The following is a 16,323-nucleotide window of genomic DNA, read 5'->3' as shown; positions in this document are numbered from 1 at the left end:
CGAACCAGGGAGCGGGTGGGTCGTCGCTCAGCTCTGGTCGAGCAAGGTCAAGAGTTCTTCGTTGTAGAAGTCGTCGATGGAAATCGCGCCGGACAGCGTGGAGAAGTAGCGGTCGATGTGGTCCTGGTGGCCGACCAGCTTGCGCAGCATCTCGGTGCGCCCCTCGGGCTTGAGCTCGGCCACGTTGAGGGCGCCCTGGTACTGGCTGTGCGCCTCGTTGCCCAGTTCGTTCTCGTAGCGGCGCAGCGCGCGCCGGAGCGCGGCGTCCTCGTGGAGCCCGTCCCCGACGAGGTCGGTGAGCGACTGGGCCTGGACGAAGGCCTCGGTGATCCCGCGGGCGGTGATGGAGTCCTTGTGGTTGACGGCGTCGCCGACCAGCACCCAGCCGGGCCCGTAGGCCTTGCGGAAGAAGTTCTCCTGGTGCCCCGTGCCGTACATCTGCTCCACGCGGCTGCCCGCGCGCATCCGCTCGTACAGGTCGGGGGCCGTGGTGCGGACGGCTTCGAGGTAGGCGGGCTCGACGTCCCTGCGGACCTGGCCGTAGTCGGCCTGCGGGAAGTACGTCATGACCAGCTTGAGGTCGTCGTTGGTGGGGACGGCGGCGACCCAGCGCCCCGGCCGCTCGTACAGCTCGAAGCCGGCCGGGACCCCGGACCAGTAGCTGTAGTAGACGCAGGTGGCCCGCGGGTGCTCGATGACGTACGGGGCGCCGGCCTTGCGGGCCACGAGCGAGCGCATGCCGTCCGCGCCGACGACCAGGCGGGCCCGGGCGGTCGTCTCGGTCCCGCCGGGCGTGGTGTAGCGCACGCCGACGACGCGGTCGTCCTCGCGGAGCAGGTCACCGACGGCGCAGCCCTCGCGGAACTCCACGCCGGCCGCCACGGCGCCCTCGGCGAGGATCGGGTCGAGCACGTACCGCCTGGGCGCGTACGTGGCCGTCAGACCGTCCATCGGCAGGGAGAAGCCGTCGATGCGCACGCCGGGGCCCTCGTAGCGCTCGTGGGTGATGGGCGTGGCGCCGGTCTCGCGGATCCGCTCCAGCAGGCCCCAGCGGTTCAGCAGGGCCACGCCCTGCATGTGGATGTAGTGCGAGGACAGCGTGTCCTGCGGGAAGCGGGCCTTCTCCAGCAGCAGGACGCGGTAGCCGCGCCGCGCGAAGAGCATGGCCGTCGGGGAGCCCGCGCAGCGGGCACCGATGACGATGACGTCGTAGTCCTCCACGGCGTCCCCCCTCACCGGCTGGATTCGATGTAGGCGGAGATCGAGGCGACCGTCGGGTGGCGGAACATCTGGTCCATCGGGACCTCGACGCCCAGTTCCTCGATGTAGGCGCCCTGGATCCTGGTCATGATCAGGGACTGGCCGCCGAGGGCGAAGAAGTCGTCGTCGGGGGCTATGTCGTCGCGCTGGAGCTCCCGGCACCAGATGGCGCGCACACCGTCGGCAATCATCGGATTCCTCTCGCTATCGCGTCGGCGAGTGCCGCGCGGTCCACTTTTCCGTGCGGGCTGAGCGGGATCCGCGGGATGTTCCGGAACCTGGCCGGCACCATGTTCCGCGGCAGGTCCTCCAGGAGGCGGGCGCGCAGCTCGTCCTCGGCGAGGTCGGCGCCCGCCGGGACGACGAACGCGGACAGCTCCGCCTCGCCGGAGCCGGTGTACGTGACCGCGACGGCGGCCTCCCGGACTCCGGCCAGCCTGCCGAGCGCCCGCTCGACGTCGGCGGGGTCGATGCGCATGCCGCGCACCTTGACCTGCGCGTCGATCCGGCCGAGGACGACGAGGTCGCCGTCCTCGTTCACGTAGCCGCGGTCGCCCGTGCGGTACAGCCTGCGGGGTGCCCCGTCGACCTCGACCGTCGTGAACTTCGCGTTCTCGGGGCCGGCGGCGCCCAGGTAGCCGGCGCCGACGCCGGTCCCGGAGATGCAGATCTCGCCCTGCTCCCCCGCGGCGACGGGCCGCAGCTCCCCGTCGAGGAGGTGGATGTCGGTGTTGTACGCCGGCCGGCCGACCGGTGCGACCTCCTGCTCCCCGGGCCGGTGGCGGGCGAGGTCGTAGGAGGTCGCGACGTCCGTGCACTCGGCGACGCCGTACTGGTGCAGCAGGGTGCAGGTGTTGCCCTCGCGGCGCGCCCAGTGCGCGAGCCGTTCGGTCTTCAGGGGTTCTCCGCCGAACAGGACGTAGTCGAGCCCGGCCAGGGCGTCGCCGCCGCGCGCGGTCTCCCAGTCCACCAGCAGGTACAGCGTGCTGGAGGCGCAGTGCACCGTGCGGATGTCGTGCTCGCGCAGCATGCGGTGGGCCAGCATGGGGTCGAAGTTGCGGCTCTCCATCAGGTACTGGGTCGCGCCGCAGAACAGCGGTGTCATCAGGGCGCGCTGGGAGAGGTCGAACCCGAAGGCGCTGACGACGAGGTTGTGCGACCCGGCGTGCAGGCCGTACTCCAGCTTCAGCCAGTTCATCAGGTTGAACCAGCCCTCGTGGCGCACGGCGGTCAGCTTCGGCGTGCCGGTCGACCCGGACGTGAAGACGGCGTAGCACACGTCGTCCCCGGTGACCTCGACGCCGGGGGAGGTCGCCGGGAGGGCCGCCAGCGGCCCGGCCAATTCCTCGAAGCCGACGACGTCGACGGGCGCGGGCCCGATCAGGGGGGCCGTCGCCGGGGAGGCGACGATCAGGGCGAGACCGGGGACCCGGTCCAGCAGCAGCCGGAGCCGGGCCGGCGGGTAGGCCGGGTCGAAGGGGACGTAGGCGGCGCCCGCCTTCAGCGTGCCGAGGATGGCGACGAGCATGTCGGCCGAGTAGTCGAGGCACACGCCGACCGCGGCGCCCCGGCCGGCGCCGCGGGCGAGGAGGAGGTGCGCGAACCGGTTCGCCCGCGCGTCCAGTTCCGCGTACGTCACCCGGTGGCCGGACCGGAAGACGGCGACGGCGTCGGGGGTGGCCCGCGCGTGCGCCTCGAACTGTCCGTGGACGACGGGCGCCGGGGGCAGGGCGACCCGCTTTCCCTGAAGGATCATCAACTGGCTCCGGTGTGAGGGGTGTCCGGCCGACGGGCCGCCGGCGCACCACGGGGGACGGGGAGCGGCCCGCGGGTCGGGCGAGATCCGGAAGAGACCGCCTAGGCGGTCTTGCGGTCGGCGGACTCGATGAGCCGGGTCACCCACTTGTCGACGGGCAGGCCGTGCGCGGCGGCCGTCTTGGAGAGGTGTTCCAGCTGGTCCGCGGAGAGCTCGATGGTGAGCTTCGTGACCTGCCGGCCGCGTTCCGCGCCGGCCGCCGGACCGGCCAGCCGGGACACCCCGCGCTCCTCGCCGTCCCCGTCCCGGGGGAGGGCGGCCGTGTCGTTCTGCACGGCCAGACTGGCGCGGACCGCCCGGCGGAGTTCGTTGCGCGACCACTTCTGCTGTTCGGCCTTGCGCAGCCAGTAGTCCTGCTCGGGGGGCGCCAGGCGGGCCACCTCGGCATGGTGGGCGAAGCTGAGGCCGTCGCGCCTGCGGTGGTGGTCGAACCGCCGCGCCACCCAGGCGTAGTTGCGCAGGGTCTGGTAGTCGAGCCCGGTGCGCTCGATCGCCTCCTTGTAGCGCCGCCAGCCGTAGGCGGTCTCGCCGAAGCGGAGCCAGTCGGCGAGCCACCAGGCCGAGGAGTTGCCGAGCTCGCGCAGGTTGGTGCCGATCTGTTCCCAGGACCGTTCGGGCAGGTTCGCCGGAAGGATCATCCCCGATTTGCGCACCTCGGCCTGTGGCCCGACGAAGGACAGGACCACATCGCCCTGCGCGGTCCCCCCTCCGTGGCCCGTCGGCCGGGTCCGGTAGCCGCCCGCGGTTCTGGCAGCGCCGCTCACCATCTTCATCCCCCATTCAGAGTGTCTGCCTGGCGCCGGCCGGCCGCGTGCCGGGTCTCCCCGGCGGCGGCCGCCGTCGTTCCACCGCGCCCGGCCGCCCGCCCGTGTGCTGCGCGGGCTGCGGCGGGACGCGGGTGTGCGGGCCCGCGGGCGGGCGGCGGCGTCAGTCGGCCGCCATGGCCTCGCGCAGGCTCTTGGGGCGCAGGTCGGTCCAGTTCCGCTCGACGTACTCCAGGCACGCGGCCCGGTCCGCCTCGCCGAAGACCACCCGCCAGCCGGCGGGGACCTCGGCGAACACCGGCCACAGGGAGTGCTGGTCCTCGTCGTTGACCAGGACGTGGAAGCGGCCGTCCCCGTCGTCGAAGGGGTTCGTGCTCACGTGACACTTCCTTAACTGTCATGGGGTGACTCGGGAAGGGAAGAGCGCCGGGCCGGGGTACGGGGAGCGGGACGGGTTCGCCGATCGGCGTGGTGCGACAGGGTGTCCGGCGTCCGGTTCGAGCGGTGGTGCGGTGTCCCGGCCTTGCGGGGCCGGATCGCGGGTGTCGTCGGGGCTGGGCTGCCCGCGTTGCCGGTCCGGCTCGGCGCCACTGTATCCACGGCCCTTTTGAGACACGGTCGAGTCCCGCTCGCGGCCCGTCCCCGCGCGCCGGGGCCGGACCGCCTGAGGATCGTTGGAGAGCGGCCACACCCCCGGCACAGGCCACCTGATGCCCGCACCCCGCCGGCCGGGCGCCGCTCTATGGTGCGGGGGTGCGCGGCCCGATCCGAGGGAGAGAGATGGACAGCACACGTCCTGCCTTGCGCTTGTTCGTCCTGCACCACGCGGGCGGATCGCACCTGCCGTACCGCCACTGGCCGGCCGGGCTGCCGGACACCTGGGACGTGCGGCTGCTGGACGCCCCGGGCCACGGCTTCCTCCTCGACCTGCCGCCGATCACGGACGCGGGCCGCCTCGCCGAGTTCCTGCTGGACGGCATCGAGGCCGAACTCACGTGTCCGTATGCCCTTTTCGGCCACAGTATGGGCGCCCTCGTCGCCTATGAGATCACCCGGCGGGCCGCCGCCCGGGGCCTGCCGCCGCCGGTGTGGATCGGTGTGTCCGCGCGGACCGCGCCGCAGCCCGCGGGGCCGGCCGAGCCGTACCACGAGCTGCCCGACGCCGAGCTGCGCAGCCGGCTGAACCTGCTCGGCGGCACGCCCGACGGGATCTTCGACGACCCGGAGCTGTGGTCGGTGTTCGAGCCGGTCATACGGGCCGACCTGCGGCTGGTGGAGGAGTGGCGCCCGGCTCCCGGCGCGGGCCCGCTGCCGGTGGCGCTGTCCGCCTACGCGGGCGCCGGCGACGCGCACGCCTCGCCGGCGCGGATGGCCGGCTGGGCGGGGCACACCGAGCGCTTCCTGGGCCTGCGCGTGCTCGACGGCGGCCACTTCTACTTCCAGGACGATCCCGGGCCGCTGCTGCGGCAGATCGAACGGGACGCGACCGCGGCGCTCGACGCGGCGGGGGCGGCGCGCCCCTCCTGACCCAGCCCGCGTCTCCGGCCCGTGCGAGGAGAAGACATGCAGTTCCGCATCCTGGGTCTGGTGGAGGCCCGCGACGAACAGGCCGGCCTGCACCTCCTTCCCACCGGTGCCAAGCAGCGCGCGCTGCTGGGGGCCCTGGTGGTGAAGGCCGGGCACCACGTCTCGGTGCGGCAGCTCATCGACGAGCTGTGGGGGGAGCGGCCGCCCGCCAACGCGGCGAACGCGCTCCAGGTCCAGGTGGGCCGGCTGCGCCGGCTGTTGTCCGGGCCGGAGGGCGGCGGGGAGGAGCGGCGCCGGGAGCGGCAGCCGTGGATCACGACCACCTCGTGCGGCTACAGCCTGCGGCCCGCCCCCGCCGAAACGGACGCGGTCTGCTTCCAGCAGCTCACCGACGCGGCCCGCCGGGTCCTGCACGAGGACCCGGCGCGGGCCGGTGAGCTGCTGCGCCGGGCCCTGGCGCTGTGGCGCGGCCCGGCGCTGGAGGGGAGCGTGCTCGGCGACATCTGCGCGGGCCGGGCGGCGCAGCTGGAGGAGCAGCGCCTGACCGCGCTGGAGATGATGTACGAGGCGTACCTGCGCACCGGGCGGCACGGTGAGATCACCGGCGAGCTGATGGTGCTCACCACGGACAACCCGCTGCGGGAGCGGTTCCACGACCTGCTGATGGTCGCCTTCTACCGCTGCGGCCGGCAGGCGGAGGCGCTCGGCGTGTACGAGCGGGCCCGCAACCGGATGGTGCACGAACTCGGTGTCGAGCCGGGGCCCGCGCTGCGGGGGATGATGCAGGCGATCCTCCGGCACGACCCGGCGCTCGCCACGGCCGTCACCGCCTTCCCGGCCGGCGCCGGCCTCCCGGCCGTTCCGTCGCAGCCCGCCGTGCCGTCGCCCGCCGTGCCGTCGCCCGCCGTGCCGCCGCCTGCCGTCCCGTCGCCCGCCGGCGGGGCGGCGCTGCCCCTGTTCGAGGAGATCGCCCGCCTCCAGCACCACATCGAGCGGCTCCAGCAGGAGCAGAACCGGCTGCTGTGCCGGTTCAACGCGTTGACGGGCAGTACTCGGCGTTGACGAGGGGGAGGATGGTCTCGGCGCCCCAGTTGGCGTTGTAGTTGAACGTGAGCTGGTGGCGGGCGTCCTCGGTGAAGGCGGCCAGGGAGATCCACCCCACGGCGCCCCCGTCGTGGTACCAGAGGACGGTGCCGCACTCCAGGGTCAGCCGTTCGATGCCCAGTCCGTAGGAGGCGCCCGGCCAGTCGGGGTTGTCGACGGTCGTCTTCATCTCCGCGAGCTGCCGCGGCGGGAACAGCTTCCCGCGCATGAGGGCCTCGTAGAACCGGTTCAGGTCGCCCGTGCTGGAGATGATGTCGCCGTTGCCCCAGCTCTGCGAGCCGTTCGTCTCGGTGACGTCGTCGATCCGGTCGGGGCGGTCGGCGAAGAGCCTGGAGTAGCCGCGGCCGCTGGGCTGGGGCAGGCGGGTGCCGGTGCCCGGCAGGGAGGTGGCCCTGAGGTCCAGGGGCTCGATGACGCGCCGGCGCACCTCCTCCTCGTAGGGCCGGCCGGCGACCTGCTCCAGCACCATCGCGGCCAGGACGTCGTTGGTGTTGGAGTACCAGTGCCGGACGCCGGGACGGAACGGCGGCTCGTGGGAGAGGGCCACCTTCACGCGCTGCTCGGGCGTCAGGGTGTCGTAGCGGTGCCGCAGGAAGCCGTCGCCCGTCAGGTACGTGGCGGCGTACTGCGGGTCGGCGAGGAAGTCGAAGAGGCCGCTGGTGTGGTTGAGGAGCCGGCGGACCGTGATGGCGCTGCCGTCGTTGCCGTTGCCGGTCACCAGGCCGGGCAGGTGGCGGTCCACGGGGTCGTCGAGGTCGAGCCGGCCCTCCGCCTCCATCTGGAGGAGGACCGTCGCCACGAAGGTGTTGGTGATCCCGCCGATGCGGAACCGGTCGTTCTTGGTGCGTGCGGCGCCCGTCGTCCGGTCGGTGACGCCCGCCGCCGACTTCCACACCCCGTCGGCGTCCCGCGCCTCGGCGGCGACGCCGGGGACGCCCGCCGCGACCGCCGCGTCGATCGCGCGCTGCGTGGCCTGGTGGCCGGCCGCGGCGGGGCGCGGCTCCCGGGCCGTTCGCGCGGGGCCCGTGAAGGCGGTGGCCAGCAGCGCGACCGCCGCCAGTGCCACGACTCCGGCTCTCGGTCTTTTCCCCATCGTCATACCCCTCTCCGGACAATCACGTGGGCAAAAAAATACCTGCCTGATGGTTCTTTTCACCGTCCGGGCGGCCGTATACAGATCCCTGACGGTCCGGAATCCGACGGGAATGGGCCGGGAATTGCGCGGGGGTCCGTCCCGTCGACGGGACAGACCCCCGCGCCCGGCGGGGCGCTGCCGTTCGAACGCTGCTCCGGCAAAGCTCCAGCCCGCCCGGCAACAGTTCTCGCCGGTTGTGTACGCCCCTTCTCCTGGAGGCACGATGGCACGTCAGGCCGGTCACACCGCGGCGTCGCATGGCAGCCCGGCAACCGCTCTCCCGCAGCCCCCGTCCCGGCAGCCGCAGCCCGCGGGACCGGCACCGCGCCGGGACCGGGTACTGACGACCAGGGTGGGCCTGCAGATGCCGGCGGGCATGGCCTACGACGAGTGGGAGCGGGCCGGGCACCAGCTCGTCGGCGTCCTCGACTCCTCGTGCTGGTGGCTGGGCGACTGGCTCAAGTACGGCAAGGACCACTACACCGACCGCTACCAGCGCGGCATCCGCGCCGCCGGCCTCTCGTACCAGACGCTGCGCAACTACGCCTGGGTCTCCCGGCGTTTCGAGCTGGCCCGGCGCCGGCCCGCCCTGAGCTTCCAGCACCACGCGGAGCTGGCCTCCATGCCGGCCGGGGACCAGGAGCTGTGGCTCGACCGCGCCGAGCAGGGGCGCTGGACCACCAAGCAGCTGCGCGGGGCCCTGCGCGCCGCGCGCCAGGGCGGGCAGCCGGCCCGGCCGGCCATCGAGCCGAGCCGCCGCCTGGAGGTTCCCGGCAGCCGTGTCCAGTGGTGGCACAAGGCCGCGGAACAGCTGGGAGTCGACTTCGAGCAGTGGGTGATGACCACCCTGGACAGCGCCGCCGCGAGCGCCCTGGAGGAGCTCGCCGAGCGGGAGGGGCGCAAGGAGGCCGTCAGCGCCTGAGGGCGGCCGCGCGGCCGTCGACCGGCCCGTCGGGAAGCCGGTGCGTCAGGGCGGCCGGTGCGTCAGGGCAGCCGTTCCATCAGTCCGGCGGTCTCGCGCCGGTACGTGCACGCGCTCCGCCCGAACGACTCGCGCACCCGCTCGCGCACCTCGTCCGGCTGCTCCTGGCTGAGCTTGAACATGCCCTCGGCCCCCGTCACCGTCAACCGGAAGGCCCCCACGTCGGGCACGATCTCCCGGAAGTAGTCGAGCGATCCGGTCATGTCCCAGCCGGTGCCGAACTCCCCCTCGAAGGCGCTCACGGTGGACCGCACCACCTCCAGCGTCTCCTCGGTCGATTCGATCTTCTCGATCACGCCCCGGACGTGCACCGAGGTGAAGTTCCAGGTCGGAGCCGCCGGGGTCTTCCCGTAGACCGTCGGCGACACGTAGGAGTGCGGACCGGTGAACGTCAGCAGCAGGACGCCGCCCGTCTCCAGGGCCGTCCAGTGCGGATTGGCCCGGTTCATGTGGCCGAGCAGTGTGGCTCCGGTCAGCTCGCCGGCGCCGTCCACCGGGGCCGCGGGGTCGAAGATGACCGGCAGGTGCGTGGCGTACGGACCGTCCTCGGGGCTGCCGTTGGCCACCGCCAGCGCCATGGGATTTCCGCGGATCAGGTCCACCATCCACGAACTGTCCGGTTCACGGTAAAAGCTGGGCACGAACACCGGGATTCACCCTTTCGGCAATGTGGTTGTGAAATCCCGCCGACCGTACCGCCGTCCCGCCGACGGGACAACGATTTCCGGTCCAGGCCATCCGGATAAGTCCTCGAACGGTCTTCATGCAGTTTTCCAGTTGCTCTGGAGCCCGCTCCGGGCAACACTTCAGAACGGTCTCTCGGGCCACCGGCCGAGTTTTCCAGACGCAAGGGGGAGAATTTCCTATGGGCATAACGGGCAGGCGCGACCAAGAGATCTACGACGTCGTCGGCATCGGGTTCGGCCCCTCGAACATGTCGCTCGCGATCGCCTTGCAGGAGCACGGGGCGAGCGCCCCGCAGCATCCGGTCACGTCCCATTTCTTCGAGCGGCAGCCCACGTTCGGCTGGCACCGGAACATGCTGCTGCCGTCGACGACGATGCAGATCTCGTTCCTCAAGGACCTGGCCACCTTCAGGAACCCGATGTCCCGGTTCAGTTTCGTCTCGTACCTCCACGCCTCGAACCGGCTGGTGCAGTTCGTGAACAACCAGAGCTTCATCCCGACCCGGCAGGAATTCCACCAGTACCTGGAGTGGGCGGCCGCCGGTCTGCGCGACCAGGTCACCTACGGCGCCGAGGTCACCTCGATCCGCCCCGTCACGGGAGCCGGGGCCGCCGCGCCCGACCTGCTGGAGGTGGAGGTGCGCTCCGGCGGCGGCGCCGTCAGCGTGGTCACCGCCCGCAACGTGGTCGTCTCGACGGGACTGGTGCCGCGCATGCCGCAGGGCGTGGCGGCCGGCGAGCGGGTGTGGCACAGCTCGGAGTTCCTGAGCAGGTTCAACGCCCTGGACCCGAACGGCCTGCGGAGCGTGGCGGTGGTCGGGGCCGGCCAGAGCGCGGCCGAGGTCACCCGCTTCCTGTACGACTCGCTGCCGCACGCCGAGGTCTGCGCGGTCATCCCGTCCTACGGCTACTCGGTGGCCGACGACACCCCCTTCGCCAACCAGGTGTTCGACCCCGACACGGTCGACGAGTACTACTTCGCCGCCGAGGGCGCGCGGGACGCGTTCTGGCGCTACCACCGCAACACCAACTACTCGGTGGTCGACGCCGACGTCATCCGCTCCCTGTACCAGCGCTCGTACGACGAGCAGGTGCGCGGCACCGAGCGGCTGCGGTTCCGCAACCTCACCCGGGTCGACGCGGTCGAGAGCTCCGGGAGCGGGGCGCGGGTGGTGCTGCGCTCGCTGCTCGACGACACGACGGAGGAACTGGCCGTCGACGCGCTGGTGTTCGCCAGCGGGTACGACGGCCTGGACCCGGCCCGGCTGCTCGGCGACGACTTCGACCGGCACTTCCAGCGCGACGCCGCGGGCCGGCACCGGGTGGAACGCGACTACCGGCTCGTCTCCACCTCGGGGCTGACCTGCGGGGTCTACCTCCAGGGCGGCACCGAGCACAGCCACGGCCTGTCATCGGCCCTGCTGTCGAACATCGCGGTGCGCAGCGGGGAGATCGCCGACTCGATCGTGATGCGGCGCACCGAGCGGGAGCTGGGGCGCCACCCGGAGGAGGCGTCCAACGCCGCCTGAGGCGGCGCGGCCGCCGTCATCGCCGTCCGCCGACGGCGCGCAGCATCCGGTGGTCGGACACGGCCGGGTCGAGCGGGAGGACCTCGGCCTCGCGCCCGGTGAGGTCCGGCCCGCCGAAGAACACGTAGTCGATCTTCTTCTCGCCGAAGGTGGGGGTGTTCGCCCCGTCGGCCTCGGTGAAGCCGCCGGAGTAGAAGGGTTCCGTGGTCGCGGTGTGGGGCGAGTGGTTGAAGTCCCCTGCCAGCAGGACGGTCAGACCCTGGTCCCGCCAGGCCCCGGCCTGGTCGGCGAGCCTCCTCGCCTCGGGGGCGGCGCGGGTGCCGTCGTCCCAGTAGAGGTGGACGGAGCAGGCCCAGTGGGCGGCGCCGTACAGGACGCTGCGTACGCACGGCACCCGGATCGGCTCGGACTCGCCGCCGACGGTCAGGTCCAGGTCGGCCGTGGCGCTCACCGCTCCCCTGACCAGGACGGCGTTGCCGTAGGGGTGGCCGCCGCAGACCTTGGGCAGGCCGGAGAGGGTGGCGCCGTAGTGGCCCTGGAAGCCCAGCGGCGCCAGCCGGGCGAGGATCGCGTCGTACTGCGGCTCGCACACCTCCTGGAGGAACAGCTGGTCGGCGTTCCAGCCGGTGGGCGACGCCTGCGCGACGACGCTGTCGAGGCGCCGGGCGTCGTCGTAGGGGGCGGCGGCGCACATGTTGCCGCAGATGTTGTAGGTGACCACGCGCAGGGGCGGTCCCGCCGCGGCGGCGTGGGCGGGGGCCGCGGGGAGGGTCGGGGCCAGCAGGAGGAGGAGGGCGGCGCGCAGGGGGCGCGGGCGATGGCAGCGCATGGCGGGGCTCCCGGTCGGGCGGGCTGCGGTCGGGGCGGGGGCGGGGCGGGGCTGTCACCGGTCAGGTCCCCGCCGCCGGCGCGTTTACCCGCACCGGCTGGTGCGCGCCCCCGGCGCGGAGCGAACTGCCGTGCGCGGGGCGGGAGTCGGCGGGGGAGCGGCTGTCGCGGCCCAGGGGGCGTCGGGTAGCTTTCCGGGGAAGTGATCCCGAACCCATTGGGGCTGACGTGGTGGAGCTGGACGGGAGCGGGGCCGAGCCGCTGGAGGCGGACGATCCGCGCCGGATCGGGGAGATCGCGCTGGCCGGGCGGCTCGGGGCGGGCGGAATGGGCCGGGTGTACCTCGGGGTCTCCGAGGGCCGGTACGTCGCGGTCAAGCAACTGCTGGCCTCCGTCGTCGGGGAGGACGAGGACTTCGTACGGCGGTTCGGGCACGAGCTGGACAACCTCGCGCGGCTGCCCGCCGAGGCCACCGCGCCGCTGCTGGCCAGCGACCGCACCGCGCGGCCCCCGTGGTTCGCCACCGCCTACATACCCGGGCTCACCCTCCGCGAGGCCCTCGACGTGCACGGCGGTCCGCTGCCCGCGCCGTCGCTGTGGCGGCTGCTGCGGGACGCGGCGGCGAGCCTGGCGCCCGTGCACGCGCTGGACATGGTGCACCGCGACCTCAAGCCGTCCAACGTGATGCTGACCCTCGACGGGCTCACCCTCATCGACTTCGGGGTCGCCCGGGCGGCCGAGCAGAGCCGACTGACCCGCACCGGGATGGTCGTGGGCACGCCGGCGTACATGGCGCCCGAGCAGGCGTCGGGGACGCGGGGCCTGAGCGGGGCCACCGACGTGTTCGCGCTGGGCTCGGTCCTGGCGTACGCCGCCTGCGGCCGGCCGCCGTTCGGCGAGGAGTCCGGGCACGGGGTGCTGTACCGCATCGTGCACGAGGAGCCCGGTCTGGATCCGCTGCGGGAGCTGGACGAGGAGCTCGCCGAGCTGGTCGGGGCCTGCCTCGCCAAGGACCCCGCGGACCGGCCCGGCGCCGCCGAACTGCTCGAACGGGCTTCCGGGCACGTCCCGGACGGGGGCCCGCCGTGGCCGGAGGCCGTCACCGCGCGGCTGTCGGAGCGGGCGGCCTTCGCGGAGCGGGTGCAGGAGGTCGACGTTCCGACCCTCCCGCTCGGCGGGAAGGGCGGCCGGCGGGCGGAAGCGGAGGCGGGAGCGGAGGCGGAGCGGGAGGCCGGGGCCCCGGCCGGTGCGGGGCCGGCGGGGCCGGCCGGGCGGGGGCGGCGCGCCAGGGTGCTGCTGGCCGTCGTTCCCGTGGTCGTGGTCGCGAGCGGGACGACGCTCGCCATCCAGAACCTGCCGTTCGGCTCCTCGCCCGGGACCAAGGCGGAAGCGGGAGCGGAGGCGGGGGCCGCGTCCGGGGGAGCCGGGCCGGCCTCCACCCCGGCGCCGGGCGGCCCGTCGGCCCCGGTCCCCGCTTCGGCGGGGCCGTCGGCCGCGGGCGCCGCCCCGTCGGGTGCGCCGCAGCCGGGCGTGCCGTCCCCGGCAAGCGGCGCGGGCCCGGCCGGGCAGGGCGCGGGGCAGGGTGCGGCCGGCGCGGGGCAGGGTGCGGCGGGCGCGCCCCAGGGCGGCGGCAGCGGGAACGGTCCCGCCCCCGGGACGGGAACCGGACCCGGTACGGGCACCGGCCCGGCCCCCGGTACGGCGAACGGGGCGGGCGGGGCAGGAGGGGCGGGCGGGTCGCACCCCTCCGGCGGGGGCGGGTCCACGACGACGGCGCCGCAGCCGCCCTCCGGGGCCGGGCGGTACCGCAACGGCAACAACGGGGAGTGCATCACCCAGGTCTTCGGCGCCTCGGACTCCGGCGACTGCGGGGACGCCTCCGCCCGGTGGGCCGTGCGCGCCCGGCCGGACGGCAGCTTCAAGCTGGTCAACGAGCAGAGCGGCCAGTGCCTGTACTCCAACGGCCCCAACCAGGCCGTCTTCGTGGGCGACTGCGCCCAGGACATCGGCCGGCTGTGGCGGTCGGGGTCGGGCGAGACCCTGCGCGACTCCGCCGGCGCCTGCCTGGACCTGGCCTTCGGGGGCGGGCTGAACACGTCCTCGTGCGACGGTGACGCCTCGCAGCGCTGGAGCCGCCAGTCCTGAGCGGCACGCCGGAGGACCGGAGGGGCACACTGGCCGGAACAGGCCGTCATGGCCACGTGAGATGACGGTCGGCGCGGCCGCGTTTCCGGCCCCGGCCGTGTGTCCGCCGGGGCCGCGGGCGGTGGATGCACGGGCCACCGATCGGTTGTTCGAAGGCTTCTGATACCTATTCAAGCCATGAACATGATCACTCGCCGACAGGCGCTGGGGCTCGGCTCCGGCCTGGCCGCGGCCATCGGACTGGCCGCCTGCTCGTCCAAGTCGACCCCCGCCCCGGCGGCCGGCGCCTCCGGCGCGCCGGGGGCGGCGGGCCCGTCCGGAGCGCCCGTCTCCCTGCCCACCGGCACCATCGACGAGACCTACCAGGGCCACCGCATCCAGATCACCGTGGGCCCGGGCGGCCACCACGGCATGGCGATGCCCGTCGTCAAGATCGACGGCAACGACCTGCACATCATGCCCAACGCCGACGGCAGCTGGGTCACCGTCGTCAACCACTACGAGACCTTCCCGGACCCGATCTCGGCCGCGAAGGCCGCCGTCCGCGAGCTCCAGGGCGCCGACCTCGTCCCGTTCGTGGCCAAGGAGGCCAAGCTGTGACCGTCCGCAAGAACCAGGCCACCCTCACACCGGACGAGAAGCGCGCCTTCGTCAACGCGGTGCTCGAACTGAAGCGGACCGGCGTCTACGACCGGTACGTCAACGCCCACAACTGGTACCTGCTCAACGACTCGGACTTCGGCGACCGGGTGGGCCACCGCTCCCCGTCCTTCCTGCCCTGGCACCGCCGGTTCCTGCTGGACTTCGAGTCGGCGCTCCAGCGGATCGACCGGAACGTCTCGCTCCCCTACTGGGACTGGACGGCCGACCGTACGGCCGGCTCCTCGCTGTGGGCCTCGGACTTCATGGGCGGCACCCGCCGGGGCCGCGACGGCCAGGTGCTCGACGGGCCCTTCGCCTACCAGGGCGGCAAGTGGGCGCTGACGGTGGGCGTCGACCGGCGCACCTACCTGCGGCGCGGCCTGGGCTCCGGGACCCCGCAGCTGCCGACGCGGGCGGACGTGGACTCCGTGATCGCCCTGCCGGTGTACGACGCCGCGCCCTGGAACAGCGCCTCGAACGGGTTCCGCAACGCCCTGGAGGGCTGGCGGGGCGTCAACCTGCACAACCGGGTGCACATGTGGGTCGGCGGCCAGATGACCTCCGCCGCCTCCCCCAACGACCCGGTGTTCTGGCTGCACCACGCCTTCATCGACAAGCTGTGGGCCGAGTGGCAGGCGAAGAACCCGAAGTCGGGCTACCTGCCCGCCACCCGGACGGCGAACGTGGTCGACCTGCGGTCCGTCCTGAGCCCGTGGAACAACGTGACCCCGGCCGACCTGCTCGACCACCACCGCTTCTACACGTTCGACACGGAGAACGGCGGGCAGCGCTACTAGGCCGTCCAGGCCGTCCCCTTCGTCCAGTCGGCGAGTACCTCCACCGTGGTGCGGTGGGCGACGGCGGCGAGGACCGGGTTGGTCTCGCGGTAGTAGTGCTCGGCGGTGAGGCCGAAGCAGAGGGCCCAGCCGCGGCCGCGGGCCCAGGTGGCCCCGTCCGCCCCGGCCGCCTCGCGGAACGCGCCGCGGGTCTCGGCCGTCAGGAGGGTCCAGGCGGCCATCGTGTCGCACGCGGGGTCTCCGGCGCCCACCCCGCCGAAGTCGATGACGGCCCGCAGCCGTCCGTCACGCGCCAGCAGGTTGCCCGGCAGCAGGTCCCCGTGCAGCCAGACGGGGGCGCCCTGCCACTGCGGGAGCCGGAGGGCGGCCTCCCAGAGGGCGGTCGCGGTGTCCGCGTCGTGCGTCCCGTCCGCGCCGAGGTCGCGGATCGCGGCGCGGACGCCTTCGTCGCGGCCGGCGAGCGGGCCGCCGCGGAAGGACACCGGCGCGCCGGCGGCGTCGACGCCGCGCAGGGCCGCGACGAAGCGGCCGAGTCCGACGGCGGTCGCGTGCAGGTCGGTGACGGGTACGTCGAAGAGGTCCTCGCCCTCCAGCCAGCGGTACACCGACCACGGGTACGGGAAGCCCTCGCCGGGGACGCCCCGGCCCAGCGGCTCGGGGACCTCCAGGGGCAGGTGCGGCGCGAGGTGCGGCAGCCAGCGGTGCTCCTTGGCCACGTCAGCGGCCGCGCCCGGGATCCGGGGCAGGCGCACCGCCAGGCCGTCGCCGAGGCGGTACATGGCGTTGTCCGTGCCGGCGGAGGCCACCCTGGTGACGGGGAGGCCGGCCCACCGGGGGAACTGGGCGCGGATCAGCGCGCGGACGAGCGCCTCGTCGGTGCCGGTCTCGTCGGCGTGCATCTTCGCGCTGGTCGTCATACGGCTCCTCGTGACGGGGCGTCGGGGCTGAGGCGGTTCGGGCGGCCAGGAGCCTACGGCGGGCCGGCGGCCGACTGCCACGCCTTTTCACGGCGGCGGGGGGGGGGGGGGGGGGGGGGGGGGGGGGGGGGGGGGGGGGGGGGGGGGGGGGGGGGGGGGGGGGGGGGGGGGGGGGGGGGGGGGGGGGGGGG

The 16,323-nt window shown here is 73.8% G+C and carries 16 protein-coding genes; 7 read left to right on the top strand and 9 right to left on the bottom strand.

Features of this window, described 5'->3' with window-relative positions:
* Nucleotides 1-27: 27 nt before the first annotated feature.
* From ACZ5NJ_RS34820 to ACZ5NJ_RS34800, 5 genes are all read right to left on the bottom strand, one after another.
* The gene (locus ACZ5NJ_RS34820; protein ID WP_468770381.1) at nucleotides 28-1,236 is read right to left on the bottom strand and encodes an NAD(P)/FAD-dependent oxidoreductase; all 1,209 of its coding nucleotides are present in this window, start codon (nucleotides 1,234-1,236) and stop codon (nucleotides 28-30) included.
* Entirely contained in the window at nucleotides 1,233-1,451 is a 219-nt protein-coding gene (locus ACZ5NJ_RS34815; protein ID WP_468770379.1) for an acyl carrier protein, read from the bottom strand. Before ACZ5NJ_RS34815 ends, ACZ5NJ_RS34820 begins: the two co-directional genes overlap by 4 nt.
* Nucleotides 1,448-3,016 (bottom strand): amino acid adenylation domain-containing protein, encoded by a 1,569-nt coding sequence (locus ACZ5NJ_RS34810; protein ID WP_468770377.1) that lies wholly within the window; start codon nucleotides 3,014-3,016, stop codon nucleotides 1,448-1,450. The genes ACZ5NJ_RS34815 and ACZ5NJ_RS34810 overlap by 4 nt, the downstream gene beginning before the upstream one ends.
* A gap of 101 nt (nucleotides 3,017-3,117) precedes the next feature.
* Complete coding sequence (locus ACZ5NJ_RS34805) at nucleotides 3,118-3,714, bottom strand: LmbU family transcriptional regulator (RefSeq protein WP_468770375.1); 597 nt, start codon at nucleotides 3,712-3,714, stop codon at nucleotides 3,118-3,120.
* 289 nt (nucleotides 3,715-4,003) lie between these two features.
* Nucleotides 4,004-4,219 (bottom strand): MbtH family protein, encoded by a 216-nt coding sequence (locus tag ACZ5NJ_RS34800; RefSeq protein WP_351882380.1) that lies wholly within the window; start codon nucleotides 4,217-4,219, stop codon nucleotides 4,004-4,006.
* A 422-nt stretch (nucleotides 4,220-4,641) separates the two neighbouring features.
* Here ACZ5NJ_RS34800 and ACZ5NJ_RS34795 point away from each other — a divergent pair, with 422 nt between their 5' ends.
* Both ACZ5NJ_RS34795 and ACZ5NJ_RS34790 read left to right on the top strand, forming a co-directional pair.
* Nucleotides 4,642-5,367 (top strand): thioesterase II family protein, encoded by a 726-nt coding sequence (locus ACZ5NJ_RS34795; RefSeq protein ID WP_468770374.1) that lies wholly within the window; start codon nucleotides 4,642-4,644, stop codon nucleotides 5,365-5,367.
* 36 nt (nucleotides 5,368-5,403) lie between these two features.
* Nucleotides 5,404-6,429 carry an AfsR/SARP family transcriptional regulator gene (locus ACZ5NJ_RS34790; protein ID WP_468770373.1) on the top strand — a complete coding sequence of 342 codons (1,026 nt, stop codon included), beginning with the start codon at nucleotides 5,404-5,406 and terminating at the stop codon, nucleotides 6,427-6,429.
* On the opposite strand, the gene ACZ5NJ_RS34785 is transcribed toward ACZ5NJ_RS34790, so the two are convergent.
* Nucleotides 6,398-7,537, bottom strand: coding sequence for a serine hydrolase domain-containing protein (locus tag ACZ5NJ_RS34785; protein ID WP_468770371.1), 1,140 nt, complete (start codon nucleotides 7,535-7,537; stop codon nucleotides 6,398-6,400). The genes ACZ5NJ_RS34790 and ACZ5NJ_RS34785 overlap by 32 nt on opposite strands.
* Nucleotides 7,538-7,613: 76 nt before the next feature.
* On the opposite strand from ACZ5NJ_RS34785, the gene ACZ5NJ_RS34780 reads away from it, so the two are divergent.
* Nucleotides 7,614-8,528, top strand: coding sequence for an LmbU family transcriptional regulator (locus ACZ5NJ_RS34780; RefSeq protein WP_468770370.1), 915 nt, complete (start codon nucleotides 7,614-7,616; stop codon nucleotides 8,526-8,528).
* 62 nt (nucleotides 8,529-8,590) lie between these two features.
* Here ACZ5NJ_RS34780 and ACZ5NJ_RS34775 read toward each other — a convergent pair whose 3' ends face one another.
* On the bottom strand, nucleotides 8,591-9,229 hold the full coding sequence (locus tag ACZ5NJ_RS34775; protein WP_468770368.1) for an FMN-binding negative transcriptional regulator: 639 nt from the start codon (nucleotides 9,227-9,229) through the stop codon (nucleotides 8,591-8,593).
* Between the two features lie 224 nt (nucleotides 9,230-9,453).
* Here ACZ5NJ_RS34775 and ACZ5NJ_RS34770 point away from each other — a divergent pair, with 224 nt between their 5' ends.
* Entirely contained in the window at nucleotides 9,454-10,803 is a 1,350-nt protein-coding gene (locus ACZ5NJ_RS34770; RefSeq protein ID WP_468770367.1) for a lysine N(6)-hydroxylase/L-ornithine N(5)-oxygenase family protein, read from the top strand.
* A 16-nt stretch (nucleotides 10,804-10,819) separates the two neighbouring features.
* Here ACZ5NJ_RS34770 and ACZ5NJ_RS34765 read toward each other — a convergent pair whose 3' ends face one another.
* On the bottom strand, nucleotides 10,820-11,632 hold the full coding sequence (locus ACZ5NJ_RS34765; protein ID WP_468770366.1) for an endonuclease/exonuclease/phosphatase family protein: 813 nt from the start codon (nucleotides 11,630-11,632) through the stop codon (nucleotides 10,820-10,822).
* Between the two features lie 227 nt (nucleotides 11,633-11,859).
* Between ACZ5NJ_RS34765 and ACZ5NJ_RS34760 the strand changes: the two genes are divergently transcribed.
* From ACZ5NJ_RS34760 to melC2, 3 genes are all read left to right on the top strand, one after another.
* Nucleotides 11,860-13,776, top strand: a complete 1,917-nt coding sequence (locus tag ACZ5NJ_RS34760; RefSeq protein WP_468770365.1) for a serine/threonine-protein kinase — start codon at nucleotides 11,860-11,862, stop codon at nucleotides 13,774-13,776.
* Nucleotides 13,777-13,953: 177 nt separating this feature from the next.
* Nucleotides 13,954-14,376, top strand: a complete 423-nt coding sequence (melC1, locus tag ACZ5NJ_RS34755; protein ID WP_468770364.1) for an apotyrosinase chaperone MelC1 — start codon at nucleotides 13,954-13,956, stop codon at nucleotides 14,374-14,376.
* Nucleotides 14,373-15,215 (top strand): tyrosinase MelC2, encoded by an 843-nt coding sequence (gene melC2 / locus ACZ5NJ_RS34750; protein WP_468770362.1) that lies wholly within the window; start codon nucleotides 14,373-14,375, stop codon nucleotides 15,213-15,215. The genes melC1 and melC2 overlap by 4 nt, the downstream gene beginning before the upstream one ends.
* Here melC2 and ACZ5NJ_RS34745 read toward each other — a convergent pair.
* Complete coding sequence (locus ACZ5NJ_RS34745; RefSeq protein WP_468770360.1) at nucleotides 15,212-16,132, bottom strand: aminoglycoside phosphotransferase family protein; 921 nt, start codon at nucleotides 16,130-16,132, stop codon at nucleotides 15,212-15,214. The two genes, melC2 and ACZ5NJ_RS34745, sit on opposite strands and share 4 nt — an antisense overlap.
* Between the last annotated feature and the right edge of the window lie 191 nt (nucleotides 16,133-16,323).

Source organism: Streptomyces sp. NPDC032091 (genome assembly GCF_055580265.1).
The sequence above is the reverse complement of the archived record's forward strand: the minus strand, read 5'-3'. Positions and strand labels throughout refer to the sequence as shown.